The 20,056-nt window shown below is 41.7% G+C and carries 19 protein-coding genes; 13 read left to right on the top strand and 6 right to left on the bottom strand.

Going from position 1 to position 20,056, the window contains the following annotated elements; translation table 11 throughout:
• Positions 1 to 16: 16 nt before the first annotated feature.
• The 3 genes from yjjG to MHN81_RS05325 all read right to left on the bottom strand — a co-directional run bounded on the left by yjjG (position 17) and on the right by MHN81_RS05325 (position 2,183).
• A complete protein-coding gene (yjjG, locus tag MHN81_RS05335; protein WP_239425186.1) occupies positions 17 to 691 on the bottom strand; it encodes a pyrimidine 5'-nucleotidase in 675 nt (224 codons plus the stop codon).
• Positions 691 to 1,218 (bottom strand): inosine/xanthosine triphosphatase, encoded by a 528-nt coding sequence (gene yjjX / locus MHN81_RS05330; protein WP_239425185.1) that lies wholly within the window; start codon positions 1,216 to 1,218, stop codon positions 691 to 693. Before yjjX ends, yjjG begins: the two co-directional genes overlap by 1 nt.
• A gap of 65 nt (positions 1,219 to 1,283) precedes the next feature.
• Positions 1,284 to 2,183 (bottom strand): phosphoribulokinase, encoded by a 900-nt coding sequence (locus MHN81_RS05325; protein WP_023400755.1) that lies wholly within the window; start codon positions 2,181 to 2,183, stop codon positions 1,284 to 1,286.
• Positions 2,184 to 2,473: 290 nt separating this feature from the next.
• On the opposite strand from MHN81_RS05325, the gene MHN81_RS05320 reads away from it, so the two are divergent.
• From MHN81_RS05320 to MHN81_RS05275, 11 genes are all read left to right on the top strand, one after another.
• A complete protein-coding gene (locus MHN81_RS05320) occupies positions 2,474 to 3,331 on the top strand; it encodes a hypothetical protein (protein WP_023400754.1) in 858 nt (285 codons plus the stop codon).
• A 68-nt stretch (positions 3,332 to 3,399) separates the two neighbouring features.
• The gene (galE, locus tag MHN81_RS05315) at positions 3,400 to 4,416 is read left to right on the top strand and encodes a UDP-glucose 4-epimerase GalE (RefSeq protein ID WP_239425184.1); all 1,017 of its coding nucleotides are present in this window, start codon (positions 3,400 to 3,402) and stop codon (positions 4,414 to 4,416) included.
• Between the two features lie 194 nt (positions 4,417 to 4,610).
• The gene (locus MHN81_RS28045) at positions 4,611 to 4,739 is read left to right on the top strand and encodes a hypothetical protein (RefSeq protein ID WP_023400752.1); all 129 of its coding nucleotides are present in this window, start codon (positions 4,611 to 4,613) and stop codon (positions 4,737 to 4,739) included.
• Positions 4,740 to 4,788: 49 nt separating this feature from the next.
• Positions 4,789 to 5,352: a hypothetical protein gene (locus MHN81_RS05310; RefSeq protein WP_023400751.1), complete on the top strand. Its 564-nt coding sequence runs from the start codon at positions 4,789 to 4,791 to the stop codon at positions 5,350 to 5,352.
• A gap of 751 nt (positions 5,353 to 6,103) precedes the next feature.
• The gene (gene dusA / locus MHN81_RS05305; RefSeq protein WP_023400749.1) at positions 6,104 to 7,120 is read left to right on the top strand and encodes a tRNA dihydrouridine(20/20a) synthase DusA; all 1,017 of its coding nucleotides are present in this window, start codon (positions 6,104 to 6,106) and stop codon (positions 7,118 to 7,120) included.
• Positions 7,121 to 7,288: 168 nt separating this feature from the next.
• Complete coding sequence (locus MHN81_RS05300; protein WP_239425183.1) at positions 7,289 to 7,969, top strand: PspA/IM30 family protein; 681 nt, start codon at positions 7,289 to 7,291, stop codon at positions 7,967 to 7,969.
• 12 nt (positions 7,970 to 7,981) lie between these two features.
• A complete protein-coding gene (locus MHN81_RS05295; protein WP_023400747.1) occupies positions 7,982 to 8,182 on the top strand; it encodes a PspC domain-containing protein in 201 nt (66 codons plus the stop codon).
• A gap of 8 nt (positions 8,183 to 8,190) precedes the next feature.
• Positions 8,191 to 8,514 carry a hypothetical protein gene (locus MHN81_RS05290; RefSeq protein WP_036976860.1) on the top strand — a complete coding sequence of 108 codons (324 nt, stop codon included), beginning with the start codon at positions 8,191 to 8,193 and terminating at the stop codon, positions 8,512 to 8,514.
• A 104-nt stretch (positions 8,515 to 8,618) separates the two neighbouring features.
• On the top strand, positions 8,619 to 9,131 hold the full coding sequence (locus tag MHN81_RS05285) for a copper chaperone PCu(A)C (protein WP_023400745.1): 513 nt from the start codon (positions 8,619 to 8,621) through the stop codon (positions 9,129 to 9,131).
• 8 nt (positions 9,132 to 9,139) lie between these two features.
• Positions 9,140 to 10,126, top strand: a complete 987-nt coding sequence (locus tag MHN81_RS05280; protein WP_023400744.1) for a DUF2333 family protein — start codon at positions 9,140 to 9,142, stop codon at positions 10,124 to 10,126.
• 4 nt (positions 10,127 to 10,130) lie between these two features.
• Positions 10,131 to 10,892 carry a TIGR04219 family outer membrane beta-barrel protein gene (locus tag MHN81_RS05275; protein WP_023400743.1) on the top strand — a complete coding sequence of 254 codons (762 nt, stop codon included), beginning with the start codon at positions 10,131 to 10,133 and terminating at the stop codon, positions 10,890 to 10,892.
• Positions 10,893 to 10,963: 71 nt separating this feature from the next.
• On the opposite strand, the gene MHN81_RS05270 is transcribed toward MHN81_RS05275, so the two are convergent.
• Positions 10,964 to 11,836 (bottom strand): TIGR03899 family protein, encoded by an 873-nt coding sequence (locus MHN81_RS05270; RefSeq protein WP_023400742.1) that lies wholly within the window; start codon positions 11,834 to 11,836, stop codon positions 10,964 to 10,966.
• Positions 11,833 to 12,366 carry a hypothetical protein gene (locus MHN81_RS05265; RefSeq protein WP_239425182.1) on the bottom strand — a complete coding sequence of 178 codons (534 nt, stop codon included), beginning with the start codon at positions 12,364 to 12,366 and terminating at the stop codon, positions 11,833 to 11,835. Before MHN81_RS05265 ends, MHN81_RS05270 begins: the two co-directional genes overlap by 4 nt.
• A gap of 179 nt (positions 12,367 to 12,545) precedes the next feature.
• On the opposite strand from MHN81_RS05265, the gene MHN81_RS05260 reads away from it, so the two are divergent.
• Together MHN81_RS05260 and MHN81_RS05255 are read left to right on the top strand one after the other, a co-directional pair.
• Entirely contained in the window at positions 12,546 to 14,753 is a 2,208-nt protein-coding gene (locus MHN81_RS05260; protein WP_239425194.1) for a sensor domain-containing phosphodiesterase, read from the top strand.
• Positions 14,754 to 14,949: 196 nt separating this feature from the next.
• Positions 14,950 to 17,163, top strand: a complete 2,214-nt coding sequence (locus MHN81_RS05255) for a YgiQ family radical SAM protein (protein WP_023400739.1) — start codon at positions 14,950 to 14,952, stop codon at positions 17,161 to 17,163.
• A gap of 51 nt (positions 17,164 to 17,214) precedes the next feature.
• On the opposite strand, the gene MHN81_RS05250 is transcribed toward MHN81_RS05255, so the two are convergent.
• Positions 17,215 to 19,968: a prolyl oligopeptidase family serine peptidase gene (locus MHN81_RS05250; protein WP_023400738.1), complete on the bottom strand. Its 2,754-nt coding sequence runs from the start codon at positions 19,966 to 19,968 to the stop codon at positions 17,215 to 17,217.
• Positions 19,969 to 20,056: the final 88 nt, after the last annotated feature.

The following is a 20,056-nucleotide window of genomic DNA, read 5'->3' as shown; positions in this document are numbered from 1 at the left end:
GTTACTGTTAGAGACTTTACTTAACTAGTAAAGTCTCTAACTCTGCCAAATCGCCCACCCGATAAGTTGGTTTAATATCATCGGGACAAGTTTGACCTTCATGTTGTAACCAGCAGCTGTCTATGCCAAATCTATTGGCGCCCAATATGTCACTTTTTGGTGTATCTCCTACCATCAAAACATTTGCCTTATTAGGGTTACCTAACAGCTCTAAGGTGTGTTCAAATACTTGCGGATCGGGTTTAGCTACGCCAACTTGCTCAGAAATAACGACATGATCAAAAAAATGCTTAAATCCGGTATTGTTTAAACGCTTTTCTTGCAGCGCGCTAAATCCATTGGTGATGATATTCAAAGAAGTTGTTGGATTGAGCGCCGATAATAAAGAGTGCGCGCCAGGTAAGGGCTTACATATGTCTGCCATGGCATTTAAAAAGCCAAGATTTAACAGTTCAGGTGAGACAGCCAGCTTTGTAGCCCAGGTATCAAAGCGAGTAATTTGAAGCGTTTGCGCATCAATTTTCCCTTCCTGATACTGAATCCACAAGGGCGCATTGAGTGTCTGATATTCATTGTAGTCTTGCTGACTAAACACCACATTATGTTGTTTGAACATGGTTTGTAAGCCGAGAAAAGCGTCAAAATGAAACAGGGTTTCATCGGCGTCAAAGATGATATGAGAATACTTCATCAAATATATAACTCTGAGTGAATAAAAGGAGCCATTGCCAAGGTGAGTGCCTGTGTGTATGAACTCTCTCTGGTGGCTAGATTATTTGTTAGTAAGCCAATCGCCCCGCCTTTTTGTTTGATATTGGTCGTGTTAAAAACTCGGTCCATGACATGGCCAAGCTCTTCACCTTGCTCAAGCGCATTATATATTTTCTCTGGCAGTGGGAGATTACAGCTTCTACTAACACTGGAGTGCTGATCATTGGCGATCACCACAAAGGCAAATGTCGCCGCACCGTAGTCAAACTTGGCGGCACCGCCTTCCATCGCGCAGTAAAAGTCCGCATCAAAATGTGCTTTGAGGTATTCGACTCTATTTTGAGCACCAAGACGTGTATCTAATTCACCCAGAGGTTGATCGGGCACGCCACTTGGTGCATGGCAGCCCTCACAGTGGATTTCCAGCTCCGGAAAGTACTGCTGAAAAATTGTTTTTGCGGCGTTAATTTTTACTGGGTTTTTTGAACCTACAAGTATTTTGAGCATAATAAATTTCACATCCCTCAAATTTGAGTCGTTAGTTTACTGAGGGAAAGTGAAATAAGGCAAATTTAAATATTTAGCTCCGTGGGCGCTAAGTTTTCATAGGCACGTTTTTTAATGAGAAGATCTTTTATGAGCGGGGTTAAGACCAGCTCCATTGCCAAGCCCATTTTACCGCCAGGCACAACCAATGTATTGACGCGAGACATAAAGCTGCCTTCTATCATTTGTAAATAATAGGGGAAGTTGACATCGTCAATGCCACGAAAACGGATCACTACAAAGCTTTCATCTAAAGACGGAATGTCTTTTGCGCTGAAAGGGTTCGACGTATCGACAGTTGGAACGCGCTGAAAATTAATATGTGTACGTGAAAACTGCGGTGTTATATGGTTTATATAATCATCCATACTGCGCACGATGGAGGTCATAACGGCTTCTCGTGAATGACCTCGTTCGTGGGTGTCGCGGATGAGTTTTTGGATCCATTCAAGGTTGATTATAGGCACCATGCCAATCAACAGGTCTACATGTTTGGCAACATTGTGTTCTTCAGTGACCACGCCGCCATGTAGGCCTTCATAAAACAGCACATCGGTGTTTTTTTCTAAATCTTGATACGGCGTAAATGTACCTGGAAGTTGGTTATAGGGGACGGCATCGTCGAATGTGTGTAAATACTTACGTATTCTACCATTACCTGTCTTTCCGTAACTTGCAAATAGCTCCTCCAATGCCTCGAAATCATTTGCCTGTTGCCCGAAGTAGCTCAAATGCTTACCTTCTTGTAAGGCCTCTCGTTTAAGTTTGTCCATTTCTGGACGAGTGTAGCGGTGGAAGCTATCTCCTTCAACAAGCGTGGCTTTGGCATCAAGACTACGAAATATATGTTTTATGGCGTTGGTAGTCGTAGTCGTCCCGGCGCCTGAACTTCCTGTAATGGCGATAATTGGGTGTTGTTGTGACATGGTAACCTCAATAAAAACGGAGTCTAATAGCGGCGGTTGGTTGAGCTGTTCACCTGTTTAGCCGCTCGCTGTTGCGCTGATATTGCGCTTGATTAAAGCTATGTGAAGCACAACTGCATTGTAGCCATCACCGCTGGAACATCTGAATTGATGTTACTGAAAGACGAGAATTTCGCAAGCGCTTTGCGAGTATACGATGTTGAGTGTGTGTAAAAAATTGAGGAGAACGTGATAAATTATTGGTTTTTGATTGGCTACTCGGTAAGATCAAAAATAAAAAAGGACGCATAATGTTTAAAGTCATGCTTGGCGCACTCTTTGCGTGCAGCCTAATGTCACAAGCTCATGCAGCTATGCCGAAGAGCCAAATTTGGTTAGCAAAAAGCCACGACAATGGAATTACCGTTAAACCACTGACAAGCGATGATGCCTATCATAACCAGCCATTGGTAAGTGCAGAGGGTGTCTATTATACAAAAGAGATCACCAGCGCAGAGCGCTCTCAGACTGATCTATTTTTGTATCGGTTTGCTGATAACTCTCATACCAATTTAACTAATACGCCTGAATCGGAATACTCACCAACCATTTATCCGCATAAAGATGGCGTGTCTGCGATTGTGGTTGAGCCGACTGGTAAGCAAAGATTGTGGTTTTACCCTGAAGAAGCGTCACAAAAACCCCAGCGTATTTTTGAGCACATTGAGCCTGTAGGCTACCATGCATGGGGCAATGATGATGATTTAATTATGTTTATTTTGGGAGAGCCTCACACATTACAATTCACTGATTTGTCTGGGCACCTACCTAAAGTTATTGCAAAAAACATTGGCCGTAGCCTTGCTTTTAATGCAAAAAGAGATGTGTATAGCTTTACATTTGTAGAACACGGTGAGCAGTGGTTCGCTACATATTCAAACCAGTTAGGTTCGGTAAAGAAACATTTTCAACTACCAAGTAGCGTAAAAGACTATACTTGGCTCGATAGCGATACACTTGCATATGCTATTGATAATAAAGTATTTACAAGGAACATAGATGCGCCAAAATCGGTAAAGTTATGGCGTAATTTTGAAGGTTATTGCAAAGCAAATATTACCCGACTAAGCTTCCATGAAGAAACTTTGGCTTTTGTCTGCGATCGATAATCTTGATATTTAGTCGTTTACAGTAGAGCTGTAGCGCATATTATTTTTTATTATTTTATAGGGTCAACATGATAGTTTTAGTAACAGGTGGTGCGGGGTATATTGGTTCGCATACGGTTGTTGAGTTACTCAATAAAGGTGATGAAGTGGTTGTGGTTGATAACCTAGCTAATTCTTCAGCCCTTGCATTGGATAGAGTTAAAAGGATTACAGGCAAAGATGTTACTTTCTACAAAGGAAGTATTTTAGATCGTGTTTTTTTAGACTCCGTATTTGCAAAACATACTATTGATCAAGTAATTCATTTTGCCGGTCTAAAGGCTGTTGGTGAGTCTGTTCAACAACCTATTGAGTATTACCAAACGAATGTACAAGGCACCTTGACGCTGCTGGATGCCATGCGTGATGCGAATGTATTTAAATTGGTATTTAGCTCGTCTGCCACTGTTTATGGTGATCCGCATAGTTTACCGATCCGTGAAGACTTTCCTGTTGGCGGCACGACAAATCCATATGGTAGCTCTAAGCTAATGGTTGAAATGATGTTACAGGATCTTGCAAAATCTGATGAACGTTGGGCTTTCGCGATATTGCGCTATTTTAATCCAGTTGGTGCCCATGAGTCTGGTTTGATTGGCGAAGATCCCAATGGTATTCCAAATAACTTGTTGCCGTATATCACACAGGTTGCGGTAGGGAAGTTGGAGCGCTTAGGGGTGTTTGGTGATGATTATGATACCCATGATGGCACAGGCGTACGTGATTATATTCATGTAGTTGATCTGGCTTTGGGTCACTTAAAATCCCTAGATCGACTCGAACAATTTAATGGTGTGCATATATACAATTTAGGCACAGGCAATGGATACTCTGTATTGGATATGGTAAAAGCGTTTGAGTCAGCATCAAACAGAGCCATTCCCTTTGACATAAAACCACGTCGTTCTGGGGATATATCTGCTTGTTATGCCGCACCAGAAAAAGCCTTGCAAGAACTTAACTGGAAGGCTGAAAGGGGCATCGACAGTATGATGAAAGATTCGTGGCATTGGCAAAATAATAATCCAGAAGGATACCAAGCGTAGTTGAGTACATTGGTGTTTAAAGATTAACAATCCTGATGATGAATGATACTTCTTAATTGATTAGTGAAGTGCGCAGGTAATATGAATTTCAAAGGCTTCTGATGAAAAAACAAGCAGAAGCCTTTTGTTTGACTTAAAAAAATAGGGTTGTTACATTCCTTTAAATGAAAATATTCATTAAAGGAAATCAGCAAATGAAACTTCAAAAGAAAGAATTGAAGCAGCTATCGTCAAAAGACGTTAAAGTAATTGCTGGTGGAACTTCAGTTAGTAAGGCGCCGCCTCAGCAAATGGCGAGGATGATGCATTTACAGCAAGGATGATGCTTTTACAGCAAGGATGATAACACTTTAAAGAAGGGTACAGGCTAATATGAATGAAATTCTTGCCTATGTTGATTGGGTATTTAGAGCATTGTTTTTATTGGTTGTTCTCTTTTTAATGGTCATTTTCTGGGAGAGAAAGTTCAGCCTTTTTTTTGGTGGTAAAAGTAGTTTAAGAACTAAAGCCGATCATACACTCCACTCTTGTTTCCTTACCGCACTTTGCACTGTGGTGTTTTTTATCATCGGCAATATACTTTCCGACCACATAATAACTTTACCTATGGAAAAGATTGCACTGCGTCGATTATTTTACTTTTTAGGTATGGTTAATTTAACCTTTTTCTTTGTTTCTTTATTTTTACTTCATGCTATCAGGCAGTGTGGGTTTTCGAATATTGCAAGGACAGTATCCTATCTAATGTTTATTGAACTATCCTTGTATTTTATTCAGCTGGTAGTACGTGGATACTTAGATATTAGCTATAGTTTATTAAATTCATTTGTTGCTGCATCTTTTTTCATATGTAATATCAGTGCGTTTATTATATTAATAAGCTATCCAACTAAGTTGTTCCTAGATAAAAAGCATTTTGATTTAGGTAATAGGTGACCTCTCAATGCATTGGCATACATGTTTTTTATATTTATCTATTCTCTGATTTAGTCACCACCTTATAAAGGCTGCTGCAATCTATTACACCATTTACTCCTTTTTCAAACTCATTAAATTAGGGGGGTGTAGGTTTTTTTTACTTAAACTCAAGGTGTTTTATGTGGTCTGATTCATTGACTTTTTATTATGAGTTGTTTAGCTGGGAAGGGGACTTTTTATTTTAAATGATGGGGTTTTCATTTTATTTTTCTTTTTATGTTGGTTTTAATAAGGGTTTTACTTATTTGGAGATTAAAACTTAAGGGCCCATGTTTTAACTGCTAAGCGAAGTCAGCATGGAGAAAGGTGGTACTGACTTTGGTGGTGAACTTCCAAGACCTGTACGTTGATTTTTATTTCGAGATCGAAAATTAGCACTATCTCTGTTTTGCTTGTGCACACCCTACAAATATACAGTGTGTCAGGGACTTATGCTGCAGCTACAGATCCTATACTTTCCTTTTTTCTGATTGATGGCTTTTTACTGAATGTTTTACTTTCATTGTGTATAATCTTGCCATTAAACTTTACTCTAACTCGACATTTGTATCGAGTTTCACCGCTTGTAGTCTTGCGTTTTTCTATTGCGTTAAATGCCATTCGAAGCTCTCCTTAAAGGGTTCCCGTCCTACTATTTGGGGGGACCGGTGGGGGCACTCTATGTCGAAAAATAGGCTCAAACAAGCGTAAATCAGGTAAAATTGTCATTATGAAAAGTACTGATAAATCAGGCGTTAGCCCAGTCAATACCAGTGATTCAGCGTTTAGACGCTTCTCCGTTGCACCTATGCTAGATTGGACAGATAGGCATTGTCGCACTTTTCACCGTAAGCTAAGTAAGCATGCGGTGTTATATACAGAAATGATCACAACGGGTGCAATTATTTTTGGTAAAGGTGATTATCTGGCATTTGGTGATCATGAAATGCCAGTAGCGTTGCAACTTGGCGGATCCGATCCAAAAGCTTTGGCTGAGTGTGCTAGGCGTGCTCAAGAGTATGGATATAACGAAGTGAATCTGAATGTTGGTTGCCCATCTGATAGAGTGCAAAATGGACGTTTTGGTGCATGTTTGATGGCTGAGCCAAATTTGGTTGCTGAATGTGTTGCAGCGATGAAGGCGGAAGTGTCGATACCCGTGACAGTTAAAACTCGTATCGGAATTGATGAGCATGACTCTTATGAGTTTTTAACCAATTTGATTGAGGCATCTCATCAGGTTGGGTGTGACGATTTTATTATCCATGCGCGAAAAGCGTGGCTTCAAGGCTTGAGTCCAAAAGAAAACAGGGAGATCCCACCACTGGATTATCCGCGTGTCTATCAACTCAAGCAGGACTATCCACACCTACATGTGAGTATCAACGGAGGTGTAAAAACACTGGATGAGTGTTTGCATCACTTAGATCATATAGATGGAGTGATGATAGGAAGAGAGGCCTATAGCAATCCATTTTTGCTATCTCAAATAGATGAAAAGCTTTATGGGGATGCACCATTTACTCAAACAAGACATGAAGTTGTCCGCAGCATGTATGACTATTTCGAGCAGGAAATGACTCGTGGTGCAAATTTCTGGCATATCGCAAGGCATATGCTAGGTATTTTCCAGAATCAGCCTGGTGCACGCGGCTTTAGACGTCACCTATCTGAAAATGGACATAAAAAAGAAGCGGATATCAGAGTTATGGAAAAAGCGCTGACGTTCGTTCCTGAGCACAAATAAATGGCTGTGGCCAAAAAGACTACTTTTTGGCCTTTTCAACTACAATTTAATAATCCACATTTTTTCTCCCCTCTGCTTTTTATACTAATTATCTGATAATTAAATGATTTTATCATTGGCATAAAGATTGGAGTGTTAAAGTCACTATATGTTACTAAGGAACATGTTATGGCTTTAATCGACCGCATAGAAGATTTAATCAAAACAGAAATAAACACTTTATTGGGGAAATCAGCGCTCTGTGCTAGTTCGGGATCACACGTGAAGACGAGCGTGTCGAGAATTCAATCCCTTATTGCACAGTTAAAAGTCGAAGAATCGGTTGTTCGCCGGCAAATCGCAAGTTATGAAAAAGCAATAAATGACTGGTATGAAAAAGCGCAATTTGCGTTAGAGAAGGGGCGGGAAGATCTAGCTAAAGCGGCTTTGCGTGAAAAGCTAGCATGCGAAAATAAAGTACAGCAAGTGCAGCAGTATGCACAGCAGCTATCAAATTCCCTCAGCGAGCTTGAAAATGAATACGCTGTATTGCATTCACGCACTGAGTCTTCTCAAGTAAAAATGAATCGATCAATTCGAGAAGAGTGTCTGTCAGCAAGACTGAAGTTAAAGCAGGCTTTGCACAGCCCCGTGGTACGAGACTTGGCGTCTCACATAACGAATTGGGAAAACAGATTACTAAAAACAGAGGACAATGTGTCAAAAGGAGTGCAATTCGAAGATGGGCAGACAAAGAAAGTAAAATTTGAGTTCAACAACCTGCTGAAACAAGAGCAAGTTTCTTCTATGTTGCAGGCGCTGAAAAATAAGGCTGCCTCTACATCGACAAATAAAACTTTGTCAAATTAAGGAGCCAATATTATGTATTCAGACAGAGTTAGAGATTTAAAGCATCAAGCTGCACAAAAGAAAATCGCTGGTGTTTGTGTTCAGTTAGGAAAGCACTTCGATTTACCTGTATGGCTGGTCAGGTTACTGGTTGTACTACTGGCACTCAAATTTACTTGGCCATGCATCATAGGATATGGCATTGGGTGGTTATGTATGTCAAACAAGAAGTAGGGGGTGTGATGAAGTTTATGGCAATTGTTATAAGTTCCTTGCTGATTTTACTGCTATTTTCATGGCTATCCATTCCTTTGACAACTCTAGGGTTATCAGAGCTATTTCAAGGGCTTGGGTGGGTTGGAATTGAGCTATTTGGCTTTTTGCTGTTAATGATAGTGGGATTTGCGATTGTGGCGTTACTCAGTGTAGGAATACTGGGTGTTGGGTTAGTTGTGCTCATTGGGCTAGTATTGGCGTTTTTATTTAACTCCGCCATGATTGCAATTCCACTTTTCTTATTGGTTACATTAGCTTGGCTAGTGTTTGAAAAAAGTGCTGAACACTGATTGATTAAGGAGAATACGAATATAATTTACTGTGAATTCAGTATTCAAGCGCTGTATAATCAAGGCGTCTAATACTGTTTTAATCAGAATTAAGGAATCCAGCTATGCGCAAAGCTTTTGCATTTGTATCACTTTTGTCGTTTTCTTGCTTAGGGGTCGCTCACAATCATCAACATGATGGGCATGAACACCACCATCATGCAACACAAGATTCAGCAAACCTTCAGGTATCACAAGCAAAAATTCGAGCTTTTCTACCGGCTGCAAAGTCAACTGCGGGTTACATGACGGTATTCAATAACTCAGACAAGCCGATCACGATTGTCAGTGCAAAAATAGAAGGCCTGGGGCGCGTCGAAATTCACGAGCATATTCACAGTAATGGAATGATGAAAATGCAGCCTGTTAAAGCACTTTTAGTACCAGCGAAGCAGCGCATTGAGTTTAAGCCAGGAGGGCATCATTTAATGGGGTTTGATCCAAAAGTTAAGTTAAAAGTAGGCGAAACCCGCAAACTCACACTATATTTTTCTGATGGTGAGAAAGTTGAAAATGAAATTAAAGTTGTTTCGTTAAAGGATGCATTTTCAAGTGAGTCACACCATCATCATCATTAGGAGTTAGGATGAAAGAATACAAGGGCAAGGTATTTGCCGCGTTGTCAGGTGTGCTGATTTTAGGTTATGTGTTGGCAGTATATTGGAGCTTTGAACCTGATCAATTTGATGTTGTAGAGCGCGCCAAGCTACGTGCTGATGCTCAAGGGGCAACCTTAGTGACGGGATATGTTACTAGTAATACATTGGTTGAAGTGATGCAGACACTGTTAGACAAACCGGGTGGGTACCTATCTAATGATGTACTACCTCCAAGCGTATTAATGGATAATATGCCCGCTTGGGAGTTTGGTGTTTTAGAGATGTCTAGAGATTTGGCGCTGTCAATGCGAAAAGATTTCAGTCGCTCGCAATCACAATCGACGGAACACCCGAGTTTAAAAAAAGCGCAACCGAAATTTAATATTAGTTCTACGGCCTGGATATTGCCCAGTGCGGAGAGTGAGTATCAAGCTGGTATTAATTATTTACATGAATACCAAACGCAAATTTCAAATCAAGCGCAGGTAGATAGCCAGTTTTATGCCCGGGCTGACAATTTAAGAGGGTGGCTCAAAGAAGCCGAAAAACGTCTTGGTAGTTTAAGTCAACGACTTAGTGCGAGTGTCGGACAAGAAAGAATCAATACCGATTTGGCTGGTGAGTCAACGGCTGTGCAAGCGACAGCAGGTGCCCAACAGTCTATGGTAAAAACGTCATGGTGGAAAATAGACGATGTTTTCTACGAGTCACGCGGTGCGACCTGGGCATTAATACACTTTTTAAAAGCAGTAGAGCATGACTTTTCTGATGTGTTAGAAAAGAAAAATGCCAAAGTGAGCTTGCAACAGATTATCAGGGAGCTTGAAGCCACACAGGAAACTGTTTGGAGCCCGGTAATTTTAAATGGCAGCGGTTTTGGATTTGTGGCCAATCACTCTTTGGTGATGGCAAATTATATTTCTAGAGCAAATGCAGCTCTTATAGAACTCAGTGAACTTTTAGCGCAAGGATAAAAAAATGAAAAAGTATTGTTTAGCGGCAGCGTTGTCTTTGGCTTGCCTTACACCTGCAGCACATGCTGATACTTTATTAGGTTTATATTTAGGAGCAGAAGGGTGGCAAAATGACCCCGAAGGTAGCTTTGCTGAAAAAGGCAATCTTCAGTCATTCGATTTTGAAGATGAGACGTTTTCGAGCTTTTATGCTGCTTTAGAGCACCCTGTACCATTGGTGCCTAATGTTAAGTTGAAATACACTGAGCTTGAGCTGGTGGGTAGTACAACGTTGACAGATACGTTTGAATTTGGCGACAGCAACTTCACTGTCGGCACAAAGGCAAACACAGTCGCAGATTTAAATCACATCGATTACATTTTTTACTATGAGTTGTTTGACAATGACTTAGTTTCTTTTGATTTTGGTATTAATGCCAAACAGTTCGATGCTGATGTTACTGTAACGGGTGATGTGAACGGTACGACTGTGACTGAAACAGTCGACTTTTCAGGCTTTGTTCCTCTTGGTTATTTGAGAGCTGAGGTTGGCTTGCCATTAACTGGCCTGAGTGTTTTTGCAGAGGGTAGCTTATTAGCGATAGACGACAGTAAAATCCAGGACTATCAAATTGGCGTCGCTTGGGAGTTTATTGATAACCTAGCTGTTGATGTTGCTGTAAGAGCTGGATATCGTTCACTTGTTTTAGAGTTAGATGACATCGACGACTTTGATTCTGACATTGATGCGTCAGGTCCATTTGCTGGTTTACAGGTTCACTTCTAAAAGCCGAGCAAAGTAGCATGTTCAAGCCCTGTGATAGCCAAACGTTGTCACAGGGCTTTTTATTTTCAAAACTATTCGAAGGTGAGCGTGAACTCTTCTTCCAGTGTTTTACTAAGTAACTGTCGATACGTTTTGTTGACCGGTGTATTGATGAGTTTTTTCAACTCATCTCCTGTTTGTGTCAATTTATAGTAGCTGAGTACGAGATCGTTGCTTTTGGCCTCAAAGTTTATTTTTTTGTTTTGATAGATGAGCGTGAGGGATTGGCCTTTTTGAAGGCTCGTGGATTCAATTTCCTGTCGATACATCAAATTAATATCCATCAGAGTAAGGATATGTGGGAAGCTTAATCCCGCTTGCGCTAGATTGATTGTTTCTGTGCTTCCTTTTCTCAATAAGTCTAAAATTGAAGGCTTTTTGTAGTATCCGAGGATAATCAAGTAACTGTCTTCTTTTTCTAAATAACCACAAAGAGATGCGCATTTTTGCAATGCTTCAGCTTCTCGTTGAGTCATCAATTTGAGTGTTTGTAAGCTCTTTATTGAAAAAGTGCCAGGGGCTATGGACTCACCAACTAAAATCTTGGCCCATAATTTTTGCATTGTATGATTAGCAATGTCTTCGGCAAGAGAAATAAAGTGCTCTAACCAATCGGGGTCGGGTCGTCCGCGACTGGTGACATCGGGACACAGAGAGAGCGACATGCCCATTACCGCCTCAATATTTTGTTGACGCTGAATTTTTTGCAGTTGCTGTCTTTTTAAAGCGCGTTTTAGGGGGCTATGCTGGCTTTGTACAAAAAAGCTAGTTTGCTGAGCCGTATTTGGCGTCGAATAGCGTCCACTAGATTGCATGGGCTTAGCTTGTTTAATCATTGCATAGCCGAGCTTCTCTTCTATCAGCAAAGCTAAGCTAGAACGTGCTTGGGCGCTTTTAATTGTCATTCTTCATGCCCCACTTGTTGTAATTTAAGCTGTGAATTCATTTCATTGACTGCCGTTTGTACTATTTTTTCTAAATAATGCTTAGTGAGTAAAGCATTTAAGCCACCAATGACAGGAGAAAGTACTTCGCCTTGAATAGTGATTGTGATGTCTTTAGTTTCTTGTTGCAGGAGGATGCGCATTTTGGCTTGGTGTTCTTCATGAAAACGTAGGTGATATTGAAGTTCGTTGTTTTGTCTTTCAACCAATGTTGCATCAACTCGGCCTCCTGAGTGATTGAATGCGACAAACCCGCCTACTTTTTCTGCATTTTGTGTCGATAGCAGGTGAATTTTACTAGACTGTAAAACACTGAAAGCTTGCACCCAATTTTTTGTCGAGAGCATAAACGGCGCTGCGTTCGCGTGCTCACTAGGCAAGGGAGCAGAGACAGTAATTCGGTAGGTAGTAGGCAGCATATTTACAACGATTAAGCTTATAAGTAAGCTAAATATAATCACTTTTAAAGCTGTTTGAATTAATTGCACCATGCCTCCCTCTGCGTTTTATTTGCACCTCAACAAAGCGCAAGTATTTGAACATCGTCTATAATATTACTTAGGTGTTAACGAATGTAGATCACGATAGTAAAAACCTATCATATTTTATAAGATGAACCATAGAGAAAGCTGCTCTTGCAGAATTGATGTGATTAAGCATAAGGTGGATGATGGCGTCTGAGCAAGAAGATTTTTTGTTTGCAGATCAAGAGGTTTCCCATGATACTCAAGAGAATGTAACGGGGTACTGGGATGTATTGGTTGTTGATGACGACCCAGAAATACACTCTGTGACTAAGCTCGCCTTATCTGGTGTCGAGTTTTGGGGGAGAACTTTACGGTTCCATCACGCATACTCAGGTAAAGAAGCCGTGGAATCACTACGGCGCAGGTCAGAGGTGTGCGTCCTTTTACTCGATGTGGTCATGGAAAGTGATGATGCTGGGTTAAACGTTGTAAAGCAAGTTCGCGAAGAAATTGGCAATCATGCTGTGCGCATTATTTTGCGTACAGGGCAACCGGGGTATGCACCTGAAGAAAAAGTTATCCGTGAGTACGACATCAATGATTACAAAATGAAAACCGAACTTACACGTGGTAAGTTGGTGACTTCGTTGATGACCGCAATCAGATCCTATCAGCAAATTTGTGAGTTAGAGCAGCAAAGTGTTGCACTGACTAATATCCTTGACGCATCTCAAGCCATTTTAGGGCACACCGATATGGTGTCTTTTGGTAAGGCTGTGGTGTTGCAGTTGGCCAAAATAATTGGCGCTCAAGAAAGTGGCTTGGTTGCGGGTATCAGCAGTGGATCTCGCGTGATTATTTTTGGTGGTACAGAGCAATACGACGAATTCATTGGAGAGGGCCTAGAGCAACTCGACAATGGACGAGTAATTATGCAGGTTCAAAATTGCTTCGATAGAGAAGTCCATCAACACACTGGGCATGACATTACTTTTTTACTCAAAGGTAAGAGTCGCAAAGCAGCCATATTTTTAGAGGTTGACCATGCACCGAGTGCCTCGCAGCTTCAATTTGCCGAAATTTTCTTAACTAATGTGGGCGTGGGCGTTGATAATATCAAACTCATTAATGAATTACGCGATGTTGCCTACAAAGACACTCTGACTCGTTTGCCAAATCGTGCCAATTTTGTGGACTTAATTGCTCAGCACTACAGGCCTAACGGCAGCGATGAGCTAGTTTTCGTACTATTAGATATTGCTCAGTTTTCCGATATTAACAATGGGCTTGGTCAAGAAGTTGGCAATTTACTGCTGTTGGCGGTTAAAGAGCGACTGTGCATTGAATTTCCTCAAAGTAAATTACTCTCAAGAATTGGTGCTGATGTCTTTGGCTTGTTGTTGCCGGCACAAACGTTTGATGAACAAAGTTTCATCGATATATTAACAGTGCCCTATCAGGTAGGTGAGCACGTTTTAACGATGCATTTTCATGTTGGTGTATGTCGACAGGCCGATTTTCACCACTTAGGTCTTGAGACACTCAAATTGGCTTATATTGCATTGAATCAGGCTAAACAAGCGAACAAAATCTTAGATTGGTATACCCCAGACTTAGAAGAAAAAATGGCTTGGCGTTTGGGTTTAATTCGCCAATTGAGACAAGATTTTGAGTTGCATAAATTAGAAGTTTGGTACCAGCCACAATTTAGTTTAGAAACCAATAAAGTCATTGGCTGCGAAGCGCTTTTACGTTGGCCTTCGGGCAATGGCGACTATATCTCTCCGGGAATTTTTGTACCACTAGCTGAAGACTCGGGTCTAATCGTTGAAATTGGCCAGTGGGTGTTAGAGCAAGCTTGTAAATTACAGCAGCAATTAAGTGCTCAAAATATAGATATCAGTGTCGCGGTGAATGTGTCTGTGCCCCAGTTCAAAGTCAATAATTATGCTGAACAAGTTAAAAATACCATTCTCAGCCATCAGGTAGCGCCGGAGAAAATCGAGCTTGAAGTAACTGAAAGTGTGGTAATGGATGAAATCAAGACAGTGATAGAAACGCTGGGCGAATTGAAGTCATTTGGTGTCGAAGTGGCAATTGATGACTTCGGTACAGGCTTTTCTTCTTTGAGTTATTTACAGCAGTTGCCGTTAGCGAGATTAAAAATCGACCGAGCTTTTGTAAAAGACATCCCTGATTCTGATAGTGGTGCAATTGCTGAGTTGGTGATTTCATTGGGGCGTCATTTAGGCTTAAAAACAATTGCAGAAGGTGTGGAAACACAAGAGCAGGCGCAGGTGCTTAAAAAGCTTGGCTGTGATGAGGTTCAAGGATTTTTATTAGCAAAACCGATGCCTAAAAATGAACTGTTAGAGTTTTTGGGTGCTACTAACAACACTGAGCGTGGATGAGTGCTATTTAGTGTTGTATAGCTAGAAATGGCAAATAAGCCTCTTTTCGTTATTCTATTCTCATTTATGGCTAAATTTTAGATTAATAATTACAAAGGTTTAGTGTTCTTAGCTTATATTCACGCCAGATATAGTACGGTATGGAGTGTCGCTGAGGTATAATAGATGCCTTGCAAATTTTATGAGCCGTCACTCTATGAATACATCAAAGCCCTCAGGGCTTCAAGCTGAGCGTTCGCTTTTTTCATATCCCAAATACTGGGCAGAATGTTTTGGTCCTGCGCCATTCTTACCTACGTGCCGTGCTGAAATGGATGCATTAGGATGGGATAGCTGTGACATTATTATTGTTACAGGCGATGCCTATGTTGACCATCCTAGTTTTGGCATGGCTGTGATTGGCCGGGTGTTGGAAGCACAGGGGTTTCGTGTTGGAATTATTGCACAACCTGACTGGTCAGATAAAACTGCGTTTGAGTCATTGGGTAAACCAAATTTATTTTTTGGTGTGACGGCTGGCAATATGGATTCAATGATCAATCGTTATACTGCGGAAAAGCGTATTCGTCACGATGATGCATACACGCCGGGTAATATCGGTGGCAAACGGCCAGACCGCGCTGTTGTAGTATATAGCCAGCGCTGTCGAGAAGCGTATAAAGATGTGCCAGTTGTGATCGGAGGTATTGAAGCGAGTTTACGTCGTATTGCACATTATGATTACTGGCAGGAAAAGGTACGCCGTAGTGTTATTTTCGACGCCAAAGCGGATATTCTAATCTATGGAAATGCAGAGCGCCCGCTGGTCGAAGTAGCGCATCGCATAGCCAATGGCGAGTCAATGGACACGATTCAGGATGTGCGCGGCACAGCGGTTATTCGTAAGACGCCGATAGCAGGCTGGCGTGGTAGTGATTCAACTGCAATTGATAAAGTTGGCAAAATTGATCCTATTCCGAATCCCTATGGTGCGGATGATATGGGCTGTAGTAAATCTGAATTTGCCAAAGCTGGTGTTGACCTTCAGAGTGATATGGCCAAGCCCATTACAGTGCAGCCGCCAAGGCTTAAACCTTGGGAAAAAGTGTACGTAAAATTGCCTGCTTTTGAACAGGTGAGTGTCAATAAACCTCTCTATGCTCATGCATCTAGGATCTTGCACCAAGAAACGAACCCGGGATGCGCAAGGGCCTTGTTCCAACGTCACGGAGATCGCTCTGTGTGGGTTAATCCGCCCGCTTTTCCGCTAGAAACGGAAGAGATGGATCATGTCTTTGGTTTGCCATATCAGCGTATTCCTCATCCGGCATATGGAGATGACAAGATCCCAGCATACGATATGATCAAGACATCGGTTAACATTATGCGTGGTTGTTTTGGTGGGTGTAGTTTTTGCTCAATCACAGAGCATGAAGGGCGCATCATTCAAAGTCGTTCAGAAGAGTCAATTATCGAAGAAATTGAGCAAATACGCGACAAGGTTCCGGGCTTTACAGGTGTGATTTCAGATCTCGGCGGGCCAACGGCGAATATGTATAAATTACGCTGTAAAAGTAAAAAAGCCGAGAGTACATGCCGTCGTTTATCTTGTGTGTACCCTGATATTTGCAAGCATATGGATACTGACCATACGCCAACAATAGAGCTTTATCGCAAAGCCCGTGATGTCGAAGGAGTCAAAAAGATTCTCATCGCGTCAGGTGTTCGTTACGATCTGGCTATTGAAGATCCCCGTTATGTAAAGGAGCTGGTGTCTCACCATGTGGGTGGATACTTAAAAATTGCTCCTGAGCATACTGAGAGTGGCCCGCTTTCTAAAATGATGAAGCCGGGTATGGGCACTTACGACAAGTTCAAAGAGCTGTTTGATAAGTACTCTAAAGAAGCCGGTAAAAAGCAATATCTGATCCCTTATTTCATCTCAGCACACCCAGGGACAACGGACGAAGATATGGTGAATATGGCGCTGTGGTTAAAAGCGCATGACTTTAAGCTGGATCAGGTGCAAAACTTTTACCCTTCTCCGATGGCCAATGCTACGACCATTTACCATACCGAGATGAATTCGCTGCGAAATATCAAAAATAATCATGAAGAGGTAGCAGTTCCAAAAGGAGCAAGGCAACGCCGCTTACACAAGGCTATTCTGCGTTATCATGATCCTGCTGGGTGGCCACAAATTCGCGAAGCACTGAAGAGTATGGGCAAAGCACATTTAATTGGTCGCGGCCCAGAGTGTTTGGTGCCTGATGAAAACAGCCGGGGTAAGTCGTCTAAACCGGGACACAAGCGAGGCAATAAAGCGCTTACTAAGCACACTGGCTTTAGTCAGTTTAATCAGGCAAACACCAAGCCGAGAGTCGGTAAAAACAAACGCAAACCAAATAAGAGCAAACCAACTCATCATTAAAAAAAGCCGCGTGATGCGGCTTTTTTTACGACTTAAATTGCGAAATTGAACTTATTCTTCAGGACGATGTGGTTTACCTGATGTGATCCACTGCGGTGCAGGCATGCCACGCAGGTAATGATCAAAGTACTCCATCATACGGACTGAGAAGTCCACTTGATTTGGGAACTGCTTTAAATGATGTGGTTCGCCTTCGTACTGCAAGAAAATAGCGTCTTTGTTATGGCGGCGCAGTGCCAGATAGTACTGGATCCCTTCTTGCCAAGGTACAGCGCCATCTTTATCGCCAAACATTAGTAAAATAGGTGTATTTACTTTATCGGCAAAAAAGACTGGAGAGTTTTCAATGTACAGCTCAGGCGCTTCGGTTAAAGGTTTACCAATGCGGCTTTGTCCTGTTTCATACTGGAATTGACGTGCCAACCCGGATTTGAGACGAATACCGCTATACGCTGAAGTCATATTTGACACAGGAGCACCTGACACAACAGCCTTAAACATGTCTGTTTGAGTGACGGCAAATGCACTTTGGTATCCAGCCCAAGAGTGACCTTGTAGGCCAATCTTATGTTTATCAGCTATCCCTAAGTCAATGAGCTTTTGTGCTGCGTTGATAAGGGTTTGCGTTGATGATGGACCTGGCTTACCAATCTCAAAGCGGATATCTGGTAAAAATACTGCGTAGCCATTCGAAGTAAACATTGGGAAGTTTGGTCTATGGTTTAGCTCCATCTTCGGGAAGTCGTACATGCGCTGGCTCATATAGCGGTAAAAATAGATGACGACAGGGAGCTTTTGACCTGGCTGATAATCAGCCGGTTTTATGAGCACGCCTTGCATTTGTTCGCCGTTAAAGCCTTTGTATTGAATTAACTCTGGTTTTTGTCCCCAGGCAAAGTTTTTAACTTGTGGGTTTAGATTGGTGACTTGTTTTGGTGTATTAAAATCACTGTTTGACTGCCAGTAGTCAGGGAACTGGTGGTAGCTTTGCTGCGTGAAGATGACTTTATCTGCGTGTTTTGCTTTTTTCACTAAATCAAAACGCGCAGCTCCTTCTAAGACGGTCTCGAGCGCACCAGTTTGTAGGTTAAGCTTTGCAATATGGGTTTGTTTATTTTGTAAATTGTGAGCAGACAAAAAGAGCGTTTCATCCGCAGCAAAACCCACTTGCTTCTTATCGAGTTTGACCACTCTGTAACGGGTATTACTCTCTTTACCCGATGTGAGCCTTTTGGCTTGGCCTGTGACGCTGTCAAAAGCCCAAATATCATATTTACTGTATGCATATAGGGTACTGCCATCTTTTTGCCATCCAGCAAAGCCGTAGCCTGGGTTAGGCTCCGGATAATCATGTTGGTCATCGGCAAAAATTGCTGTTCGTACAGCTTTGCTGACCGCATGCTCTTTTTGTTGGTGTAAATCTTTTAACCAAATTTGGTCATTTAGAAAGTAAGCTGCATGTCTGCCAGAAGGAGAAAGGCTGGGCTTGTTTGGTGAGTCCTTAACGATATACCCTTTTGCACCGGTGCTTACTTTGACTGCATAGTAATCAGCATAAAACCCGTCATACATGATTTTTTCTAAATAAGGCTGGTCATTTTTACCTAGTAAGTAGTCAGCTTCAGTATTGAGTGTGATATCGCGAACGGTTTCGTCAGCAAGCTGCACCACTTTTTGTGATTCAATGTGGTAAACCGCTTGATACTGACGTTCTCGATTGGTTTTTTTCCAAGTATTTTGCTCTCGAGTTTTGATTTCGGGATCGTTGTTATGCCAAATATTGATGCCTGATTGCTGGCGAATAGTATTGAAGTCACGTAGCGAAGTTGAGTCGTCATATTTTAGCTTTTCGACTTTGTCATTGAGCAGTGGACGGTTATCGAAATAGAGTCGTTCGCCTTGTTCAGACCACTTTAGTTTAGCCGTTTTTGAACTATACCACCCACTTGGGTTTTCTATCTTGCTCAGCTTGTCTGTTGTTGCATCCCAAAGGGTCACATCATAGCTGCGGCGGCGTTTATCTTCATTGACGTAGTTGCCTAAATTAAAGGCCACAATACTGGAGTAAGGATGCCATGCAATGGCACTGACCGTGACACCTGGTTCGCTAAATAATGGACTCGTTGTCTTGTTGTTTAAATCTAGATATTGAACTTGGTTCTTGGCGCCAGTACTGTCATGTTGGCTAAACAATACCCCGTATTCTGCGGGGCTTAGTCCGTAGTTGATGACGTTTTCGAAGCGCTGAGTTTGTTGAGACGTCAGATCAACAACAACCAACGTGAGTGGTTTATCTTTTTTATCTGCATTGATTTTAGGCGTATCTGCCTCGACGTCTTTATCTTTTTGCGCAGCTTTACTGTCCTCACGATAAGCAAGCCAGCGTCCATCATCACTTAATTGATAGTCCTTCACTTGGTTAAACACGTATTGCTTTGCTGATTGTGTGTTTACCAGTACCAAATTATTTTTTAGAGATTTTTTTTCTTTTTTACTGGCCGTTTCCGACTCTAGCAAGGTTGGGACTTGTGTAAATGCGGCCCATGTAGATGACTTATTTAGATGTGCCTTTGTACCGCGTTCTACCGTTGCAATAAGCTTATTGGTTTCTAAGTTATAGACTTGTCCTTGTGTGTTACCGCGGTATGGTTTCGCACTGAGGGCAAGGAACTTGCCGTCTTCAGCAAGCTGAGTCGTCTTCGCATATTTAAAGTCAAAGACATCGGAAAATTCGAGTGGGGCTTTATTGGCCACAGCTTGGCCAGACAATAAAGCGGCTGCAATGAGCGAGTAAGTAAACTTCATAATTCTGTCTGTTTGATTAATTATTTGTATCTTTGTAACACTTTTAGCGGTCAAACAAAATCATGGTGCGTTGTGTGGAAGTGAAAAG

It is taken from the genome of Pseudoalteromonas sp. Of7M-16 (assembly GCF_022347805.1).
Lineage (GTDB): Bacteria > Pseudomonadota > Gammaproteobacteria > Enterobacterales > Alteromonadaceae > Pseudoalteromonas > Pseudoalteromonas luteoviolacea_F.
This window is presented reverse-complemented; position numbering and strand designations above follow the sequence as displayed.

What these genes read in the sequence shown, in the direction of transcription:
- yjjG (WP_239425186.1), bottom strand. Translation starts at nt 691, where the DNA reads ATGAAGTATTCTCATATCATCTTTGACGCCGATGAAACCCTGTTTCAT.
- yjjX (WP_239425185.1), bottom strand. Translation starts at nt 1,218, where the DNA reads ATGCTCAAAATACTTGTAGGTTCAAAAAACCCAGTAAAAATTAACGCC.
- MHN81_RS05325 (WP_023400755.1), bottom strand. Translation starts at nt 2,183, where the DNA reads ATGTCACAACAACACCCAATTATCGCCATTACAGGAAGTTCAGGCGCC.
- MHN81_RS05320 (WP_023400754.1), top strand. Translation starts at nt 2,474, where the DNA reads ATGTTTAAAGTCATGCTTGGCGCACTCTTTGCGTGCAGCCTAATGTCA.
- galE (WP_239425184.1), top strand. Translation starts at nt 3,400, where the DNA reads ATGATAGTTTTAGTAACAGGTGGTGCGGGGTATATTGGTTCGCATACG.
- MHN81_RS28045 (WP_023400752.1), top strand. Translation starts at nt 4,611, where the DNA reads ATGAAACTTCAAAAGAAAGAATTGAAGCAGCTATCGTCAAAAGACGTT.
- MHN81_RS05310 (WP_023400751.1), top strand. Translation starts at nt 4,789, where the DNA reads ATGAATGAAATTCTTGCCTATGTTGATTGGGTATTTAGAGCATTGTTT.
- dusA (WP_023400749.1), top strand. Translation starts at nt 6,104, where the DNA reads ATGAAAAGTACTGATAAATCAGGCGTTAGCCCAGTCAATACCAGTGAT.
- MHN81_RS05300 (WP_239425183.1), top strand. Translation starts at nt 7,289, where the DNA reads ATGGCTTTAATCGACCGCATAGAAGATTTAATCAAAACAGAAATAAAC.
- MHN81_RS05295 (WP_023400747.1), top strand. Translation starts at nt 7,982, where the DNA reads ATGTATTCAGACAGAGTTAGAGATTTAAAGCATCAAGCTGCACAAAAG.
- MHN81_RS05290 (WP_036976860.1), top strand. Translation starts at nt 8,191, where the DNA reads ATGAAGTTTATGGCAATTGTTATAAGTTCCTTGCTGATTTTACTGCTA.
- MHN81_RS05285 (WP_023400745.1), top strand. Translation starts at nt 8,619, where the DNA reads ATGCGCAAAGCTTTTGCATTTGTATCACTTTTGTCGTTTTCTTGCTTA.
- MHN81_RS05280 (WP_023400744.1), top strand. Translation starts at nt 9,140, where the DNA reads ATGAAAGAATACAAGGGCAAGGTATTTGCCGCGTTGTCAGGTGTGCTG.
- MHN81_RS05275 (WP_023400743.1), top strand. Translation starts at nt 10,131, where the DNA reads ATGAAAAAGTATTGTTTAGCGGCAGCGTTGTCTTTGGCTTGCCTTACA.
- MHN81_RS05270 (WP_023400742.1), bottom strand. Translation starts at nt 11,836, where the DNA reads ATGACAATTAAAAGCGCCCAAGCACGTTCTAGCTTAGCTTTGCTGATA.
- MHN81_RS05265 (WP_239425182.1), bottom strand. Translation starts at nt 12,366, where the DNA reads ATGGTGCAATTAATTCAAACAGCTTTAAAAGTGATTATATTTAGCTTA.
- MHN81_RS05260 (WP_239425194.1), top strand. Translation starts at nt 12,546, where the DNA reads ATGGCGTCTGAGCAAGAAGATTTTTTGTTTGCAGATCAAGAGGTTTCC.
- MHN81_RS05255 (WP_023400739.1), top strand. Translation starts at nt 14,950, where the DNA reads ATGAATACATCAAAGCCCTCAGGGCTTCAAGCTGAGCGTTCGCTTTTT.
- MHN81_RS05250 (WP_023400738.1), bottom strand. Translation starts at nt 19,968, where the DNA reads ATGAAGTTTACTTACTCGCTCATTGCAGCCGCTTTATTGTCTGGCCAA.